Below are 16,607 nucleotides of genomic sequence, written 5' to 3' on the forward strand. Positions count from 1 at the left end.
AGCTCCATCGCGACACTCCTGCTTTGCCGATCAGTCGCGACCCGTCCGGACATGACGGCCCGCCCTCATGGCTGGTGACCACGGGACTGTGGGAGAGCAGTGTTGACTGACGATTTCAGACCCGGTGTTACGAATTTCAACCGCAACAAACGCGCGCATTCCATCCACGGGCAGAAGTGCAACAAACACGTAACAGACTCGCCCCTTCAGGACGCATCGTCGAATGCTTGTAAGGAAACTGGAAGAATGAAACGCCAAGCGGTGTCAGTGCCCTGTCAGGCTCATGCCCCTTGGGGGATCTGACCGTCGAACCAATATGGCGCGTCGCGCGGGTTCAACCGTCTGCGTGAGGGCCCGGGGCCAGGCCGGAACCGTGAGCCTGCGCTTGCCCGTCGCCCGCATGCGCATCGCGCGCGGACTTCAGTACCCGAGCGATGCAGGCCGCCATGTCCTGCGCAAGTACGGGTTTGTGCAGCACCGCGTCGACGCCGGCCGAACGAATGCGTGGCTCCAGGCCCTCACCACCATGGCCGGTCATCAGAATGGCCGGCAGTCGAGGACGCAACGCCTTCAGGCGCGTAACAAATTCGGTTCCGCTGAGCTCGGGCAATTGCTGGTCCGTCAGCAACAGGTCAAAACGCTGGGGGTCGGCACGGAAGGCTTGCAAGGCCTTGGCGCTGGAGACGTAACCAACAGGCTCATACCCCAGGGCGGCGAGCGACTCCTCCAGCAGTTCGACCAGGGCAGGCTCGTCGTCCACCACCATGATGGTTTCGCCCTGTCCGGTCGGTGACGGCGCGGCTTGCTCGGCCCGGATCGCCTGGATCTCCCCGGGCGAAGGCAACCAGATGGTGAAGGTGGAGCCCTGGCCCAGCTTGGTCACGACGTCGGTCATGCCCCCCAGGTCTGTCACGATGCCGTGCACCACGGACAGGCCCAGCCCCGCACCCTCGCCCACGGGACGGGTGGTGAAGAAGGGGTCGAAGGCACGGTCCAGGGTACGGGCATCCATGCCACGTCCGGTATCCTGCACCTGCAGGCGTACGTAGTTGCCGCTTTTGAGTACGCCATGACAGCAATGTGTGTCCTGCGCGACGTGTTCGTGCGAGAGCGACACGGTCACGGTGCCCGCCCCCTCAATGGCCGCGATGGCGTTGGTGCACAGGTTCATGACGACCTGGTGCACCTGGGACACCTCGCCCAGGATAGCCGCCCGGGGCGCGGACAGACAGGGCATCAGCACCACGCCCGCAGGCAGCGTCGGCGCCAGCAAGGCCAGTGCTTCCTCCACCACCGGCTGCACGGCGACTGGCGATTTTTCGCCGTAACCACTGCGACTGAAGTCGATGATGCGCCGCACCAGGGCTTTGGCCCGCAAGCCGGCTTGCATGACGCGGTCCAGGTACCGGGCCATCGGACCTTCAGGCTCGGCGGCGCGCTGGGCCATCTCGCCGTAGCCAAGGATCGCGCCCAGGATGTTGTTGAAGTCATGGGCGATGCCGCCGGCCATCGTGCCCAACGACTCCAGATGGCGGGCGCGCAGGAGCTTGGCCTCGAGCTGGAGCTTCTCCGCCTCGGCCGCCTTGCGATGGCTGATGTCCGTCGTCGTCCAGTAGAACCGCAGGGGTTCATCGGTGGCATCGCTGTGCACGCGACCCCGTGCGTGGATCCAGTGCCAATCGCCCTGTCCGTCCTTGACCCGGTATTCCACCTCGAAGAAGCGCATGTCCCCCCGCAAGTGCCTTTCCATGGCCGTGATCAGCAGGTCCCGGTCATCGGGATGGACACGCGACATCGCGCGGAACTGTTCGAAGGTGACATCGGCGCTGTCGGTCAGGAAGTGCATCTCGCGCCAACGCGGCGACAGGTACACGGTGTCGTTCAGCACGTCCCATTCGGCATGACCTTCATTGGCCGCGTCCATGGCCAACGCATAACGCTGCTCGCTCAGGGACAGGGCCCGCTCGTGCTGGTCCAACTTGCGCAATTGGCGCATGGCCAGGCAGACCGACAGGAGCACGCACAGGGCCAGGATCAGCGTGCGCACGAACATGTGCCCAGTCTCCGTGCGCCAGCCCCGCAGAATCTCCGCCTCGTCGCGCACCAGATAGATGACCATGGGCTGGCCCGGCACGCGCGCGGCGGCCACGACCTTGGGCCGCCCGTCGATGACGCGCCGCAAATGCGAACCCGGGCCATCAGGCGGCACGAGCCCGTCCAATCCGGCGGGCACGACAGGCGAGGACGAAGCGCTGATGCCATCGTTCTGCTGGGGCAGGCCGATGACGGGCGTGCCATCGAGCAAGGTCACGTGCATCTGGGTCTGGCTGCCGAAGTTGATGCCGTCGTAGGTCGTGCTCAGGTGGTCCAGCCGCACGGTGGCCGACGCGACGCCCGCGAAACGCCCGCGCGCGTCGTTCAAGCGGCGCGACATCACCAGTCCCTTGTGACCGATGGCGCGCGAGAAGATCGGTGCGTTGATGTAGAGCCCGACGTCGTCGTTGTCGCGGTGCACCTTGAAATAAGGGCGGTCGTTGACGTCAATGGGGGGCGTGCCCAGAGGCAGGGAACGGTAGCGCTGTACGCCACGAGCGTCACTCAGAGCCAGCAGGGCCACCTGGGGAGCGAGCTCGGAGAACGTGGCCAGCGTGCGGGTGATTTCCTCGCCCGACAGCCGGTGCCCCTGTTGCTGGTACCACCAGGCCGTGTCGCGCAAGAGCACGTTGACTGTCTGCACGCTGCGCGCGGTTTCGGTGGCCAGCACCCTGGAGAAATTGCCCAGCTCGCGCTCCGAGGCCTGATAGATCTGGTCACGCTGGTACCAGGCGTCATAGGCCGAGGAGCCCGCGAAAACCAGGGTGAACGCCACGCCCGCGAAGATGACCGCATATCGCATCAGGGAAGTGCGTTGCTGCATGGCGGCCTGGGTGAATCCTAGTTTCCCGCCATCAAGGCCCGTACCGCCCGCTGCAGCAACAGCCGCTCGCAGGGCTTGGGCAACAGCATGTCCACGCCGAGGTTGCGGGCCGCTTCACTGCCAACGGCCATGCCTTCTCGCGCCTGGGTGGAAAGACCGAGCAGGGGAACCCCGGGGTACAGCGTTCGCACGCGACGGATGATATCAGCGCCCTGCTGCCGCACATTGACCAGGTCAACCACCACCAGGCAGGCTCCGATGACCGGCAGCGCCTGCGGCCCCTCGAAGGCCAGCACCCGGGGACCGATTTCTTCCAACCATTCCACAAGCAGAGATCGAACCAAGGGGTCGATCTCGACGACTATCACCCAATCCAGCATTTCGGCCATTGCTCCCTCGGACCACAGCGTGCCTGCGTCACATTGAAACGCGAGCGGCGCCCCGGCTGATTTCAGCGCGGTTTCAAGTGGCTGGCCCGTGTTGCAACTGAAACATGAGCCCCCCTCACGTCAGGGCTTCGACTGCCGTGTCGAAGACATATCCTGCGCCGCGTTCGGTGCGGATGTAGCGTGGCGTGGAAGGATCGAGTTCGATCTTGCGCCGCAGGCGCAGAATCTGCACATCGATCGCCCGGTCGTAGACGGCGTCCGCGTCGCGACGCGTCATGTCGAGCAACTGGTCACGGCTGAGCACCCGGCCGGGCGCCCGGCACAAGGCCTGCAAGAGGCTGAATTCGCCCAGACTGAGCTCGATCTCGCGGGCATCGGGCGCGCGCAGGCGACGCAGCCCCAGGTTCAGCTCCCAGCCATCGAATCGGTAAGCACGCACCGCCGGCCCGGCGTCGGCGCTGGCCGAGGCAGCCTCGGACGCGCACGGAGGGTAGCGTCGCAGCACCGCGCGGATGCGCGCCAGCAGCTCCCGCAGACTGAAGGGCTTGACCACGTAGTCGTCGGCGGCGAGCTCCAGACCCATTACACGATCGGCTTCTTCCGCCTGACCGGTGAGGATGATGACGGGCAAGGCCAGCCGCTCACGCAGATCACGCGCCAGGGTGAGGCCGTTCTCGCCCCTGAGACGCAGGTCCATCAGAACCAGTTGGACGGACGCCTGCTGCAGCACCTGGTGCATCTCCGTGCCATTGCGCGCGACGCTCACGCGGAAATCGTGCTCGGACAAGTACTGCCCGACCATCTCCGTGATGGCGGGTTCGTCGTCAACCACCAGAATGTGCGGCACGTTCACTGCATTCACAGCATGCTCTTTCGCAGGATAGAACCAGGCCTCGCGCAAGGACCGGCGCACGCCCGCGCGAGGCCCGTGTCCGCGCCGACCACCGCTCACGGCTACCCCACCAGGCCGCGGGCCGCAAGCAAGGCGCGTCAGGGACCCGGCAGCCCTGGCCGGCCAAACAGATAGCCCTGGAAGAGGGTGCAGCCATTGTCCCGCAGAAAATCGCGCTGGCCCTCGGTTTCAACCCCTTCGGCCACAGTCTGCAGACCCATGCTGTGCGCAAGCGCCAAAATGGTGCGCACAATGACGGCGTCGTTCGGATCGGTGAGCACGTCGCTCACGAAACTGCGGTCGATCTTGAGCGAATCCAACGGCAGACGCTTGAGGTAGTTCAGCGACGAATAGCCCGTGCCGAAATCATCGAGCGAGAATCGCACGCCACGCGCGCGCAGCTCGGCCATCTTGCGGATGGCGTCCTCCACCTCGGAAATCAGCAGGCTTTCCGTCAGCTCCAGGCGCAGGCGCTGCGGATTGACGCCGGTTTCCTCGATCACGGCCAGCACCTCGTCCACGAAATCGCGCTGGCGGAACTGCCGCGCGCTGACGTTGACGGCCACGCTCAGCCCCTGGGTACCCGGACCTCGGCTCCAGACCACCAGCTGGCGGCAAGCCGCGCGCAGCACCCACTGGCCGATGGACAGAATCAGGCCACTCTGCTCGGCCAGGCCGATGAAGCTGCCGGGCGCCAGCAGGCCGCGCTGCGGGTGATTCCAGCGCAACAGCGCTTCATAGCCCTGTACGCCACCGGCCGCATCGACCACGGGCTGGTAGTACAGCAGCAATTCCTCGTTCTGCACGGCCTGGCGCATGTCTGCATCCAGCGCGGCGCGCGCCAACACCGCGGCCTGCATCTGCGGATCGAAGAAGCGCAAGGTGTTGCGGCCCGCCGCCTTGGCCTGGTACATGGCCAGGTCAGCGCGCTTGAGCACCTCGTCCACACCCAGCGTGCCGCCGCCGAACACCGTCAAGCCGACGCTGGGCGAGCTGCTGTGCTCCCGTCCGGCAAGGTCATAGGGTGCGTTCAGGCGCTTGAGGATCTTTTCGCCCACGCGCTCGGCGTGCGCGGCGGCTTCGTTTTCGTCATCGGGCAACTCCAGCAGCATGACAACGAACTCGTCGCCGCCCAGGCGCGCCGCGGTGTCGCTCTCACGCAGGCAGCTCAACAGTCGCTGCGCCACCTGCTTGAGCAACAGATCGCCCACATCGTGGCCCAATGTGTCGTTGAGGTCCTTGAAGTTGTCCAGGTCCAGGAAGAAGAGCGCCCCATGGCGTTTGCTGCGCGTGCAGGCGGCCTGCGCCTGGGCCAGGCGGTCCAGCAACAGGCGGCGATTGGGCAGACCGGTCAGCGTGTCGTAGAAGGCCAGTCGCTGGGTTTCACCCTCGGCGCGCTTGCGGTCGCTGATGTCGCGGCCGATGCCGCGGTAGCCGCGGAAGCGCTGACGCGCGTCGAAGATCGGCGCACCGCTGATGGACACCCAGTACTGCTGGCGGTGAGCCCCCATGCGCAGCAGCTCGAGGTCGCGAAAGGGCTGGCGTGCCTCCAGCACCTGCCGGTGCGCGGCCCAATCCTCCTCGCTCATGTTGAGGGCGCCAATCTCCCACCGTGTCTTGCCCAGGATTTCCGCCTCGCTACGCTGGATCTTGTTCTGCTGGTAGCCGACGAAATGGATGAAGCGCAGCTGCTCGTCCGTCTCCCAATACCAGTCGGAAGACAGATCGGTCAGGCTGCGAAAGCGTGCCTCGCTGTCCTGCAGGCGTTGCTCGGCCAGCTTGCGGTCGGTGATGTCGGACATGGAACCGTAGGCGACGAGATGGTCGCCCTCCATGCGGTTGATGGCGTGGCCCAGCATCCAGCGCTCCCATCCATCCTCGCCGATGATGCGGAACTCGTGTGACCAGATGCCGCCGTCGAAATGGGCCGCGTCCATGCTCTGCTGCACGCCAGCCCGGTCCTCCGGATGCAGGCGGTCAAACAGCAGCGTGGCGTCGTTGCGGGCCTCCTCGGCACCGACGCCAAACAACTGCCGCACCCCAGGACTGAGAAAGGGAAAGACTTCGGTGCCGTCCACGCGGCGTTCGTACAGGAAGAGCATCAGCGGCACGTGGCTGGTGATCTTCTCGATGAAGGCGAGTTGCTGGCGCAAAATGAGCGCGGCCTCGGTCTCGGCCGTGACGTCGAGGATGACGCCGAAATCCTGGTAACTGCCATCGCTGTTGCGATGGCGGTGGATGCGGCTGCGACGCCAGTTCGTGCTGCCATCGAGCCCCATGATCCGGTACTGGAAGACACGTCCGTCCATGGCCTGACGGGCAGCCATGTAGATCTGGAAATCTTCAGGGTGGATGCGGCGCCGGGCCTCATCGACCGTGAGCACGGCGGGGGTCTGCGTGCCGGCCATCTTCTGCAGGCCAGGCGAGAAATAGACCGTGTTGCCGTCGCTGCTCCAATGCCCCACCCGGGCCAGTTCCTCGGTCAGCGCATACAGGTCCAGCTGGGCGGCCAGGCGATCATTGGCCAGGTCCTGCGCCACTTCACCGGCGCGCAAGGCCTCCTCGGCCATGCGGGTGGCGGTGATGTCTTCCATGTACAGCAGGATGTAGCGCCCATCCGGCACCGAACGGGCATCCAGCAGGGACCCGTTGAGACGCACCAGCCGTTGTCCACGACTGCGGTCCTTGAACCAGACCCGGGCCTCGCGCCCGCGCATACGACCCCGCGCACCGATCTCGGTCAGACAGTCGTCGCAGTCGACGGCATCGCTCCAGCAGCCGCTGTCAGCCAGGTTACGGCCCAGCACGTCCTCCGAGGCATAACCGGTGAGCTCCAGCCATTCATGGTTGACCCGGACCACACAGCCATCCTCGTGTCGGATCAAGGCGATCGCGCCCGGGCTGCCATCAAAAACAGCCTGGAACAGACTGTCCGTCGTCGCACCTCCCTCATCACACGGACCACCGCCCGGGTCGCGTCCCTTGCCGTCGTTGAAAGCTGTCATGAAATCCCTGAATGCTGTGGTCACCAAGCCTTGTAGGGGATGGGTTCCCGGCTTTTTGTTTCATTATGTGACTAAATGGTAATCGATGGCCCTGTTGATAGACTCGCGCCCGTATGCCCGCAGCCTCCCCCGAAGCGTCCGCCCTTTCTGCCCACACCCCCATGATGCAGCAGTACCTCAGCCTGAAGGCCGGGTACCCGGGCACGCTGCTGTTCTACCGCATGGGAGATTTCTACGAGCTGTTCTTCGAGGACGCCGAGAAAGCCACCCGTCTGCTGGACATCACCCTGACCCAGCGCGGCCAATCCGCCGGCCGGCCGGTGATCATGGCTGGCGTGCCCTTTCATTCGGTGGAGACCTATCTGGCGCGCCTGATCAAGCTGGGCGAGTCCGTGGCCATCTGCGAGCAGGTGGGCGACGTGGCGACCGCCAAGGGCCCGGTCGAGCGCAAGGTGGTGCGCGTGGTCACCCCCGGCACGCTGACCGACAGCGCGCTGCTCAGTGAAAAGAGCGAGTCCCTTCTGATGGCGCTGCACCAGGGTCCGCGCAACAGCGTCGGTCTGGCCTGGCTGAGCGTCACCCAGGGCGAAGTCCAGCTGGCCGAATGCGATGCCGATGCACTGGCCGAGTGGCTGCTGCGCATCGCGCCCGGCGAGGTGATCTACAGCGCCGGGGTGTCGCCAGCCTTCGAGCAGCGTCTGCAGGCGCTCCAGCAGGGGGGCCTGGCCGCGCCCCTGTCGATCCGCCCCGAATGGCAATTCGACGCCGCGCTCGGCCGCGAGCGGCTGCAGGCCCTGCTGCAGGCCGCCAGCCTGCAGGCCTGGAGTGCACAGGATTGCGTGCACGCCCATGCCGCCGCCGCCGCCCTGCTGGCCTACGCCGAGCACACCCAGGGCCGCGCGCTCAGCCATGTGCACGGCCTGCGCGTGCAGCGCCAGGACGAGCAGATCGACCTGCCGCTGACCACGCGCCGCAACCTGGAGTTGGTGCAGACCCTGCGCGGCGAGGACGCACCCACGCTGTTCTCCCTGCTCGACACCTGCATGACCGGCATGGGCAGCCGCCTGCTTCGGCGCTGGCTGCTGGAGCCGCAACGTGAGCGCTCGCAGGCGAGCGCGCGCATCGCGGCCATCACCCTGCTGCGCGCGGGCGCGCGCGGCGAGACCACGCACGGCGGCCCCTGGCAGAAGCTGCGGGAGCAGATCAAGGGCAGCAGCGACGTGGAACGCATCGTGGCGCGCATCGCGCTGCGCCAGGCGCGCCCCCGTGAACTCACGGGCCTGGCACAGACCCTGGTGAAGACCGCTGGCCTCGTGCCCCTGCTGGCCGACAGCCTGCGCGAGCCCCAGGCCGACCGAGGCCTGCTGGCCGCGCTCGCACGGGACTTGCAACCGCCCCCGAATGCGCCCAGCTGCTGGCGCGCGCCCTGCTGCCGGAGCCGGCAGCCCTGGTGCGCGATGGCGGCGTGATCAACAACGGCCTGGATGCCGAGCTGGACGAGCTGCGTGCCATCCAGACCCACAGCGACGGCTTCCTGCTCGACATGGAGGCGCGCGAGCGCGCACGCACCGGCATCGCCAACCTGCGCGTGCAGTACAACAAGGTGCACGGCTTCTATATCGAGATCACCAGCAGCAACCTGGACAAGGTGCCCGAGGACTACCGTCGCCGTCAGACGCTGAAGAACGCCGAGCGCTTCATCACCCCCGAGCTCAAGACCTTCGAGGACAAAGCCCTGTCCGCGCAGGAACGCGCCCTGGCGCGCGAGAAATGGCTGTACGAGCAGTTGCTGGAGCAGTTGGACGACTTCCTGCCCGCGCTCACGCGTCACGCAAGGGCCCTCGCCGCGCTGGACGCGCTGTGCGCGCTGGCCGAGCGCTCGCTCACCCTGGGCTGGAACGCGCCGGTCTTCGTCGCCGAGCCCTGCATCGCCATCGAGGCGGGGCGACATCCGGTGGTGGAGGCGCGGATGGCCGAGAACAGCGGGGGCAATTTCATCGCCAACGATACCCAGCTCGGCGCGCGGCAGCGCATGCAGATCATCACCGGGCCGAACATGGGTGGTAAATCGACCTATATGCGACAGGTCGCGTTGATCGTGCTGCTTGCCTCCATGGGCAGCTACGTGCCCGCGGCCAGTTGCCGGCTGGGACCGATCGACGCCATCCATACGCGCATCGGCGCGGCGGACGACCTGGCCAACGCGCAATCGACCTTCATGCTGGAGATGACCGAGGCCGCGCAGATCCTGCACGCCGCCACGCCCCATTCCCTGGTGCTGATGGACGAGATCGGCCGTGGCACCAGCACCTTCGACGGGCTAGCCCTGGCCGGTGCCATCGCCAGCCAGTTGCACGACAAGACCCAAGCCTTCACGCTTTTCGCCACGCATTATTTCGAGTTGACGGAGTTCCCAAGTCAGCACCACGCCGCCGTGAACGTGCACGTCAGCGCGGCCGAGACCACCGGGCCCTCGGGCAAGGGCGGCCACGGCATCGTCTTCCTGCATGAAATCCAGAGCGGGCCCGCCAGCCGCAGCTATGGCATTCAGGTGGCCAGGCTCGCCGGCATGCCCGCCGCCGTGCTGCGCCACGCGCAACACGCGCTAGAAGCCTTGGAACAATCCGCCAGCCAATCACGCGCCCAGGTGGACCTGTTTGCGCCGCCACCCGAACCGCAACTCGCCGTGCCCAGTGCCATCGAGGCGCGACTGGCCGAGATCGACCCCGACACCCTGAGCCCGCGCGACGCGCTGGACGCGCTCTACGCGCTGAAGAAATTGGCCCACTGATGCAACAGACACTCCCGCCCATCATCTTCTCGCACGGCAACGGCTTTCCGGCCGGCACCTACCGCCTGCTGCTGGAGGATCTGCGGCGCCGCGGCTTTCGCGTCAGCGCGGTTGAGAAGTACGGCCACGATCCGCGCTACCCGGTCACGAGCAATTGGCCGCACCTGGTGCAGCAGTTGGCGGACTTCGCCAGCGACGAGCAGGAAAAGAATGGCGAGCCCGCCTTCCTGGTCGGCCATTCGCTGGGCGGCTTCCTCAGCCTGATGGCGGCAGCACGCCACCCGGAACTGGCCCTGGGCGTGCTGCTGATCGACTCGCCCATCCTGGGGGGCTGGCGCGCGGCCAGCGTGGGCGTGGTCAAGCACACCCAGCTGATCGGGGCCATCTCGCCGGGCGCCGTCAGCCGCAAGCGGCGCGACAACTGGCCCGATGCCGATGCCGCCTACGAACACTTCCGTCACAAGAAGGCCTTCACGCACTGGCAGCCCGAGGTGCTGCGCGACTACGTCGAGCACGGCATGCACACGGAGGACGGCAAACGTGTCCTGAGCTTCAGCCGCGAGGTGGAAACCGCGATCTACAACACCCTGCCCCACCACCTGGACAGCCTGCTCAAGCGCCACCCGCTCAAATGCCCCGTGGCCTTCATCGGCGGGCGGCATTCGGTGGAGATGCGCCAGGTTGGCATGGCCATGACCGAGAAGGTGAGCAAGGGCCGCATCATGATGCTGGACGGCTCCCATCTCTTTCCGATGGAGCAACCCGTCACCACGGCGGCGGCCATCGAGGCATCGCTGCGCAATCTGCTGCGCGTGCGCGCGCTCAAGCAGGTCCGCTGAAGCATGCAGTCGCCCCAACGCATCCTCGTCATCGACGACCATCCGCTGTTTCGCGAAGGGCTGCGCCCTCTGCTGCAGAACCTGCTGCCCGAAGCCGACATCGTGGGCTTGGACGATGTCGAATCCGCCCTGATCATGGCGAAGAACGCCCAGGGCACCGTGCGTCTCATCCTGGTCGACCTTCAGTTGCCGCGCATGGGCGGGCTGGCGGCCATCGGGCCGCTGCGCCGGCTGCTGCCAGACACGCCGATCGCCGTGGTCTCGGGCTCGGAACAGCAATCCGACGCCCGCGCGGCGCTGGCGGCCGGCGCCCAAGGGTTCGTGCCCAAGACCATGCGCCCACCGGAGATGGTTCACGCCCTGCGCCAGGTGCTGGAAGGGGGCTTCTACGCGCCGCCGTCCATGATGGGTGCGATCCTTGGGGCCCTGCCCGAATCGGGCGGCAGCGGCGCGGACGAGCACGGCCTCACCCAGCGCCAGCGGCAGGTGCTCGAATGCCTGTGCCAGGGCCTGGCCAACAAGGAAATCGCCCGCCAGCTGAACCTGACGCAGAACACCATCAAGACGCACATTTCGGCCATCTTCAAGACGCTGGGCGTGATGAGCCGGACCCAGGCCATCATCGAGGCGCGTGCGCGCGGCATCGTCCAGGGCTGAGCCGACCGCAGCAAGGCCCAGCCACGTTAACGGTGGCCCCTCAAGCCGGCATGGCGTCGGCCCGAGTGTCCTGGCGGGCCAGGGCCGCGAGCAGGCGACGCATGGCCCGGGGCTGCACGGGCTTGTGCAACAGCGGCAGGCCACTGGCGGCGGCTTCCGCCAGGCGATCCGGTGCCGTGTCCCCCGTGATCAGCAAGGCAGGAATGGCGCGGTTGAACTCGTCGCGCAGGGCTTGAACCGCCTCGATGCCACTTGCACCTCCCTGCAGGCGGTAGTCGCACACCAACAGTTCCGGCGGGCGGGACTGGGCGTTGAGTTCGGCGATCAGTGCCGCGCAGGTCGGCGCGGCCACCACCTGCGCCCCCCAGCTCCGCAGCAAGGCCTGCATGCCGTCGCGCACCTGGATCTCATCGTCCAGCACGGCCACCAGCAAGCCCGTCAGCCGCTCTTCGGCGAGTGTCGGTGGCGGATCGGTTGCAGGCGTCTGCGGGACCACGGGCGCCGCCAGGCCCTCGGGTTCGGCGCGCGGCAGTGAGAAACCGAAGGTCGAACCCCGGCCCGGCCGCGAGCGCACGTGCACCGACAGGTCCATGAGGTCGGCGATGCGGCGCACGATGGCCAAGCCCAAGCCCAGGCCCTTGCGGCGGTCGCGCTCGGGGTTGCCAATCTGAACGAACTCCTTGAACACCTCGTCCAACTGATCGGCCGCGATGCCGATGCCGGTGTCCCGCACCACGATGCGCCAGCCACCGCCGCGCCGCTCGCGCCGGCAAGCCACCAGCACGCCGCCCTGACGTGTGTAGCGCAAAGCGTTGGACACCAGATTGCCCAGCATTTGCCCGCAGAGCAGGCGGTCGCCGCGCACCCAGGCGGCGCTGGGCCGCACCACGAGGCGCAGCCCCTGAGCCTGGGCCGGGCCACTGAAATTCAGCAGCACGTCGTCGAGCAGAGTCTGTACGGGAAAGGGCGCCCAGACGGGCCGCACCACGCCCGCGTCCAACTTGGAAATGTCGAGCAAGGCGTGGAACAGGGTGTCCATGGCCGCCAACGACTGCTCGATGTTGTGCACCAGCACCTCGCGGGCTGGCGTGTCGGTGCTGGATTTGAGTGCGTCGACGAACAGCGCCAGCGCATGCAGGGGCTGGCGCAGGTCATGGCTGGCGGCGGCGAGAAAACGCGATTTGTCCGCCACGGCCGCCTCGGCCACCGCCGTACGCTGCGCCAGTTGCTCGGCCAGCAGGGTCTGCGCCAGCCGCAGCCGGATGGATTCCAGCAGGTCGCGGTTAACGCGCAGGGAGAAAACGGTGAAGAAATAGGTGTAGATCAGCAGGGTGACGCCCGCCGTGTACCCCATATTGCCGCCGATCGCGAAGAGCGCGAAGGGCAACGGCAGCATGCAAGGCAGGTAGTAGGCCAGAAAGGCCGGGCGCAGCGAGGCGAAGGCGCCGCCCGCCGTGGTCGCCAGCATGGCGATCAGCACGGTCAGGAACAGCTGCACCTCCATCACCCCGCCAGGGTTAAGCACCAGAGCCCCCAGCCCCCAGGCCAGCCCCGACATCAATTGCCCCAGGCTGGACCAGCGGCCCCAGCGCGGCAGGGCCTCCGTGTCCGGCTGGCCACGCCGGAAGGCCAGCAGCAAGAGCAAACGCGCGCCGACCTGCAGGTACATCAGCAGCAGCCAGGCCACCCACAGCAGGGGTGGCGCACCTGGTGCGACCACCAACGCGGTGAACGCCGCCGCCGCCGCGCTGGCGAAGAGGGCAATCGGCTGATTGCGGTAGTGCTCACGCACCGCCTGCGCGAGCACTTCCCCATCCAGGCGGCTGTCTTTGATGGCTGGGCTCAGGGGCACGTCGCTCATCCCATACTTTCGAGTGACCATCGTTCTTTTGGGTGATGCCGAAAACCGGGGCGGCAAGGCATAGTTACAAGTGTAACAACCGCTGCATTGCCTCACATTCCATGGTCAGTCGACTCCCGCTTCGCGCCCGGTGGCACCGATTCCCGCGCCAGATTCCCTGCGCCATCTCTGTTCGGCCAGGCGCCCCGATCAAGCGCCGCCGCGCCCACTGACCGGCTGCAGCCCAGCGAGGAAGCCATGCTCAAGTGCATCAACGTCGACCGTCTGGAACTGGGAATGTGGATCGAGGAGTTGCGCGGGTCCTGGATGGACCACCCATTCTGGCGCGACAGCTTCTTCCTGGACAGCCGCGAGGACCTGGAACGCATTCTCGCCAGCAGCGTGCGCGAGGTGTGGATCGACACCGACAAGGGCATGGACGTGCCGGCCAACGTGCCGGTGACCACGGTCAGGGAAACGGCGGCACGGGTGGCGCAGCAAATGGCCGCCAGCGCCAGCACGCCCCCGCTGCCGCCTCGGCTGAAACCGACCGAACCCCTGCACGCCGAACTGAAGCGCGCGGCCCATATCTGCGCCCAGGCCAAGGACACGGTGGTGTCCATGTTCCAGGAAGCGCGCATGGGACATGCGATCGACACGGGCAGCGCCCGGCATCTGGTGGAGCAGATTTCCCACTCGATCAACCGCAACGCCAGCGCCCTGATCAGCATGGCCCGTCTGAAGGAAGCGGACGACTACACCTACATGCATTCGGTGGCGGTGTGCGCCCTGATGATTGCCCTGGCGCGCCAGTTGGGTCTGGACGACCAGCAGACCGAAGCGGCCGGCATGGCCGGCCTGCTGCATGACCTGGGCAAGGCCAGCACGCCCAAGGAAGTGCTGGACAAGCCGGGGCAACTGACCGAGCAAGAATTCGCCATCATGCGCGACCACCCGGTCAAGGGCTATGAAATCCTGCGTGAGATGCGCAACCTGCCACCGGAGGCGCTGGACGTGGTGCTGCACCACCACGAGAAGGTCGATGGCTCGGGCTACCCGCGTGGCTTGAAGGGCGAGGAGATCAGCCTGTACGCCAAGATGGGCGCCGTGTGCGACGTGTACGACGCCATCACCTCCAACCGGCCCTACAAGGCCGGCTGGGACCCGGCCGAATCCCTGCACAAGATGGCCGAATGGGCCGGCGGCCACTTCGATCCACGTGTGTTCCAGGCCTTCGTGAAGAGCCTGGGTATCTACCCCATCGGCTCGCTGCTGCGCCTCAATTCGAGCAGCCCGGGCGCGCTGTCCGGGCTGATGCTGGGCATCGTGGTCGACCAGTCCGAGCGGGCGCTGACCAAACCCATCATCCGCACCTTCTATTCAGTGGAACGCGACCGGCGCATCCCGCCGCAGACCTTCAACCTGTCCACCCTGGATTGCCCGGTGCGCATCGTGTCGCGGGAGAATCCCGCGAACTGGAACTTCTCCAACCTGGACAAGCTCTGGCTGGAAGCCGCCTGAACTGCAAGCACCACCGCAACGGCGCTTCCGCGCGCTGAAATTCAGGACAAGCCGAGGGCGCGACGCACTTGCGTCTCAAGGCGGGCCGGCTTGGTGACGGGCGCGAAACGCTTGATGGGCTGGCCATCGCGACCAATCAGGAACTTGGTGAAGTTCCACTTCACGCGCCGCCCGAACCAGCCCGGCAGCTTGGTCGTCAGCCACTGGAACAGTGGATGCGCCTGAGCGCCATTGACATCCACCTTGGCGAACATCGGAAAACTCACGCCGTAGTTGATCTGGCAGGTCTGGGCGATGTCGTCGGCGCCGCCCGGCTCCTGCTGGCCGAACTGGTTGCACGGAAAACCAAGGATGACCAGCCCCTGGTCCTTGTACTGCTGGTACAGCGTTTCCAGGCCCGCGTACTGGGGCGTGAAGCCGCACTGGCTGGCGGTGTTGACCACCAGCACCACCTTGCCTTGGTAGTCCCCAAGGGACACGGGCTTGCCGCCCAGGGACAGGGCGCTCAGTTGTTGAAGTTCGGACATGGGTTTTCCTCGCACGGCGTTAAAAAACATCACGCAATCAAATTGCGTGCAATATTTTAGTCTTTAAAAATGGCCTGGGCATTGCCAGGCCTTGTTGGTGGCACCCGGCATGCCGCCGGGTCCTTCACGCCGCGCGCCAATCGACCACGCCACTCCAGGCCGTGCCCAGCACGATCAGGCCGAAGACGATGCGGTACCAGGCGAAGCCCACGAAGCTGTGCGTGGCGATGAAGCGCAACAACCAGCGCACACAGAGCCACGCGCTGATGAAGGAAAACAGCAAGCCCGCGCCAAACAGCGGCAGATCCGCCAGGCTCAACAAGGCACGCTCCTTGTACAGGCTGTAGACGCCCGCGCCGATCAGCGTGGGCATGGCCAGGTAGAAGGAAAAATCGGTCGCTGCCTTGCGCGACAGGCCCAGCAGCATGCCGCCGATGATGGTCGCGCCGCTGCGGCTGGTGCCCGGCACCATGGCCAGGCACTGCACCAGGCCGACCTTGAGCGCGTCCTGCCAGCGCATGTCGTCCACGTCCTGCACCAGGCGCGCGCGGGCGCCCTGTGCCAGCGGCTGCGCAGCGAGGCGCGCCTGGCGCCGCTCGGCCCAGAGGATGACGAAACCGCCCAGGATGAAGGTGGTCGCCACCACTTCGGGCGTGAACAGATGCGCCTTGATCGCTTTGCCTGCCAGCAGGCCCAGCACCACGGCGGGAAAAAAGGCGATCAGCACATTGAGCGCGAAGCGCTGCGCGCGGGGCTGGCTGGGCAGCTCAACCAAGGTGGCGCGGATCTTCTGCCAATAGATCAGGATGACCGCGAAGATCGCCCCGGTCTGGATGGCGATGTCGAACACCTTGGCCTTGTCGTCATGGAAGCCCAGCAGACTGCCTGCGAGGATCAAGTGCCCCGTGCTGGAGATGGGAAGGAATTCGGTCAGGCCTTCGACAATGCCCATCAGGGCGGCCTTCAACAAGAGTAGAGCATCCACGCGCGCGCAACCTGCCAAAAAATTGATCTCACCAGAAAAAACGGCGCTTGGGTAAGCGCCGTCAAAGACCGGGCCCGCCCCCTTGGCGAGACAGACACGGTTTGCCGCGGGGGAGGTCCGCAGCGCCGCGCAGCATACCAGCCTTGCCCGCGCGAGACAATTGCACCGGACCGCGCCGAAACTGGGGTCGGCCCTGTATGACGGCCGCGTCATAAAATCTTGGGGATTGCCCGCACCGCGCGGG

General features: G+C 66.3%; 10 protein-coding genes and 1 pseudogene. 4 read left to right on the forward strand and 7 right to left on the reverse strand.

All coding sequences use genetic code 11. The features are described from left to right. Nucleotides 1-334: 334 nt before the first annotated feature. The 4 genes from DW355_RS16220 to DW355_RS16235 all read right to left on the reverse strand — a co-directional run bounded on the left by DW355_RS16220 (nucleotide 335) and on the right by DW355_RS16235 (nucleotide 7,203). Complete coding sequence (locus DW355_RS16220) at nucleotides 335-2,917, reverse strand: ATP-binding protein (RefSeq protein ID WP_131281645.1); 2,583 nt, start codon at nucleotides 2,915-2,917, stop codon at nucleotides 335-337. A 17-nt stretch (nucleotides 2,918-2,934) separates the two neighbouring features. Beyond that, nucleotides 2,935-3,306, reverse strand: coding sequence for a response regulator (locus DW355_RS16225; protein WP_131281647.1), 372 nt, complete (start codon nucleotides 3,304-3,306; stop codon nucleotides 2,935-2,937). A gap of 115 nt (nucleotides 3,307-3,421) precedes the next feature. After that, the gene (locus DW355_RS16230; protein ID WP_131281649.1) at nucleotides 3,422-4,168 is read right to left on the reverse strand and encodes a response regulator transcription factor; all 747 of its coding nucleotides are present in this window, start codon (nucleotides 4,166-4,168) and stop codon (nucleotides 3,422-3,424) included. Nucleotides 4,169-4,296: 128 nt separating this feature from the next. Next, a complete protein-coding gene (locus DW355_RS16235) occupies nucleotides 4,297-7,203 on the reverse strand; it encodes a sensor domain-containing protein (protein WP_207388034.1) in 2,907 nt (968 codons plus the stop codon). A gap of 113 nt (nucleotides 7,204-7,316) precedes the next feature. Here DW355_RS16235 and mutS point away from each other — a divergent pair. From mutS to DW355_RS16250, 3 genes and pseudogenes are all read left to right on the forward strand, one after another. Then, nucleotides 7,317-9,994 (forward strand): annotated as a pseudogene (mutS, locus tag DW355_RS16240) (DNA mismatch repair protein MutS). Then, nucleotides 9,994-10,833 (forward strand): alpha/beta fold hydrolase, encoded by an 840-nt coding sequence (locus tag DW355_RS16245; protein WP_131281651.1) that lies wholly within the window; start codon nucleotides 9,994-9,996, stop codon nucleotides 10,831-10,833. Before mutS ends, DW355_RS16245 begins: the two are co-directional and overlap by 1 nt. 3 nt (nucleotides 10,834-10,836) lie before the next feature. Beyond that, on the forward strand, nucleotides 10,837-11,490 hold the full coding sequence (locus DW355_RS16250) for a response regulator (RefSeq protein ID WP_131281653.1): 654 nt from the start codon (nucleotides 10,837-10,839) through the stop codon (nucleotides 11,488-11,490). A 40-nt stretch (nucleotides 11,491-11,530) separates the two neighbouring features. Here DW355_RS16250 and DW355_RS16255 read toward each other — a convergent pair whose 3' ends face one another. Next, nucleotides 11,531-13,351 carry an ATP-binding response regulator gene (locus DW355_RS16255; RefSeq protein ID WP_165493215.1) on the reverse strand — a complete coding sequence of 607 codons (1,821 nt, stop codon included), beginning with the start codon at nucleotides 13,349-13,351 and terminating at the stop codon, nucleotides 11,531-11,533. A gap of 237 nt (nucleotides 13,352-13,588) precedes the next feature. On the opposite strand from DW355_RS16255, the gene DW355_RS16260 reads away from it, so the two are divergent. Next, entirely contained in the window at nucleotides 13,589-14,851 is a 1,263-nt protein-coding gene (locus DW355_RS16260; protein ID WP_131281657.1) for an HD-GYP domain-containing protein, read from the forward strand. Between the two features lie 41 nt (nucleotides 14,852-14,892). Here DW355_RS16260 and DW355_RS16265 read toward each other — a convergent pair whose 3' ends face one another. Then, nucleotides 14,893-15,378 (reverse strand): glutathione peroxidase, encoded by a 486-nt coding sequence (locus DW355_RS16265; protein ID WP_131281659.1) that lies wholly within the window; start codon nucleotides 15,376-15,378, stop codon nucleotides 14,893-14,895. A 124-nt stretch (nucleotides 15,379-15,502) separates the two neighbouring features. Then, the gene (locus DW355_RS16270; RefSeq protein ID WP_131281661.1) at nucleotides 15,503-16,363 is read right to left on the reverse strand and encodes an undecaprenyl-diphosphate phosphatase; all 861 of its coding nucleotides are present in this window, start codon (nucleotides 16,361-16,363) and stop codon (nucleotides 15,503-15,505) included. Nucleotides 16,364-16,607 lie beyond the last annotated feature (244 nt).

Source organism: Hylemonella gracilis (genome assembly GCF_004328645.1).
Classification (GTDB): Bacteria; Pseudomonadota; Gammaproteobacteria; order Burkholderiales; family Burkholderiaceae_C; genus Hylemonella; species Hylemonella gracilis_B.

Bases quoted from the DNA above. Each gene is read 5' to 3' on its own strand.
- DW355_RS16220 (WP_131281645.1), bottom strand. From the start codon at position 2,917: ATGCAGCAACGCACTTCCCTGATGCGATATGCGGTCATCTTCGCGGGC.
- DW355_RS16225 (WP_131281647.1), bottom strand. From the start codon at position 3,306: ATGGCCGAAATGCTGGATTGGGTGATAGTCGTCGAGATCGACCCCTTG.
- DW355_RS16235 (WP_207388034.1), bottom strand. From the start codon at position 7,203: ATGACAGCTTTCAACGACGGCAAGGGACGCGACCCGGGCGGTGGTCCG.
- DW355_RS16245 (WP_131281651.1), top strand. From the start codon at position 9,994: ATGCAACAGACACTCCCGCCCATCATCTTCTCGCACGGCAACGGCTTT.
- DW355_RS16250 (WP_131281653.1), top strand. From the start codon at position 10,837: ATGCAGTCGCCCCAACGCATCCTCGTCATCGACGACCATCCGCTGTTT.
- DW355_RS16255 (WP_165493215.1), bottom strand. From the start codon at position 13,351: ATGAGCGACGTGCCCCTGAGCCCAGCCATCAAAGACAGCCGCCTGGAT.
- DW355_RS16260 (WP_131281657.1), top strand. From the start codon at position 13,589: ATGCTCAAGTGCATCAACGTCGACCGTCTGGAACTGGGAATGTGGATC.
- DW355_RS16265 (WP_131281659.1), bottom strand. From the start codon at position 15,378: ATGTCCGAACTTCAACAACTGAGCGCCCTGTCCCTGGGCGGCAAGCCC.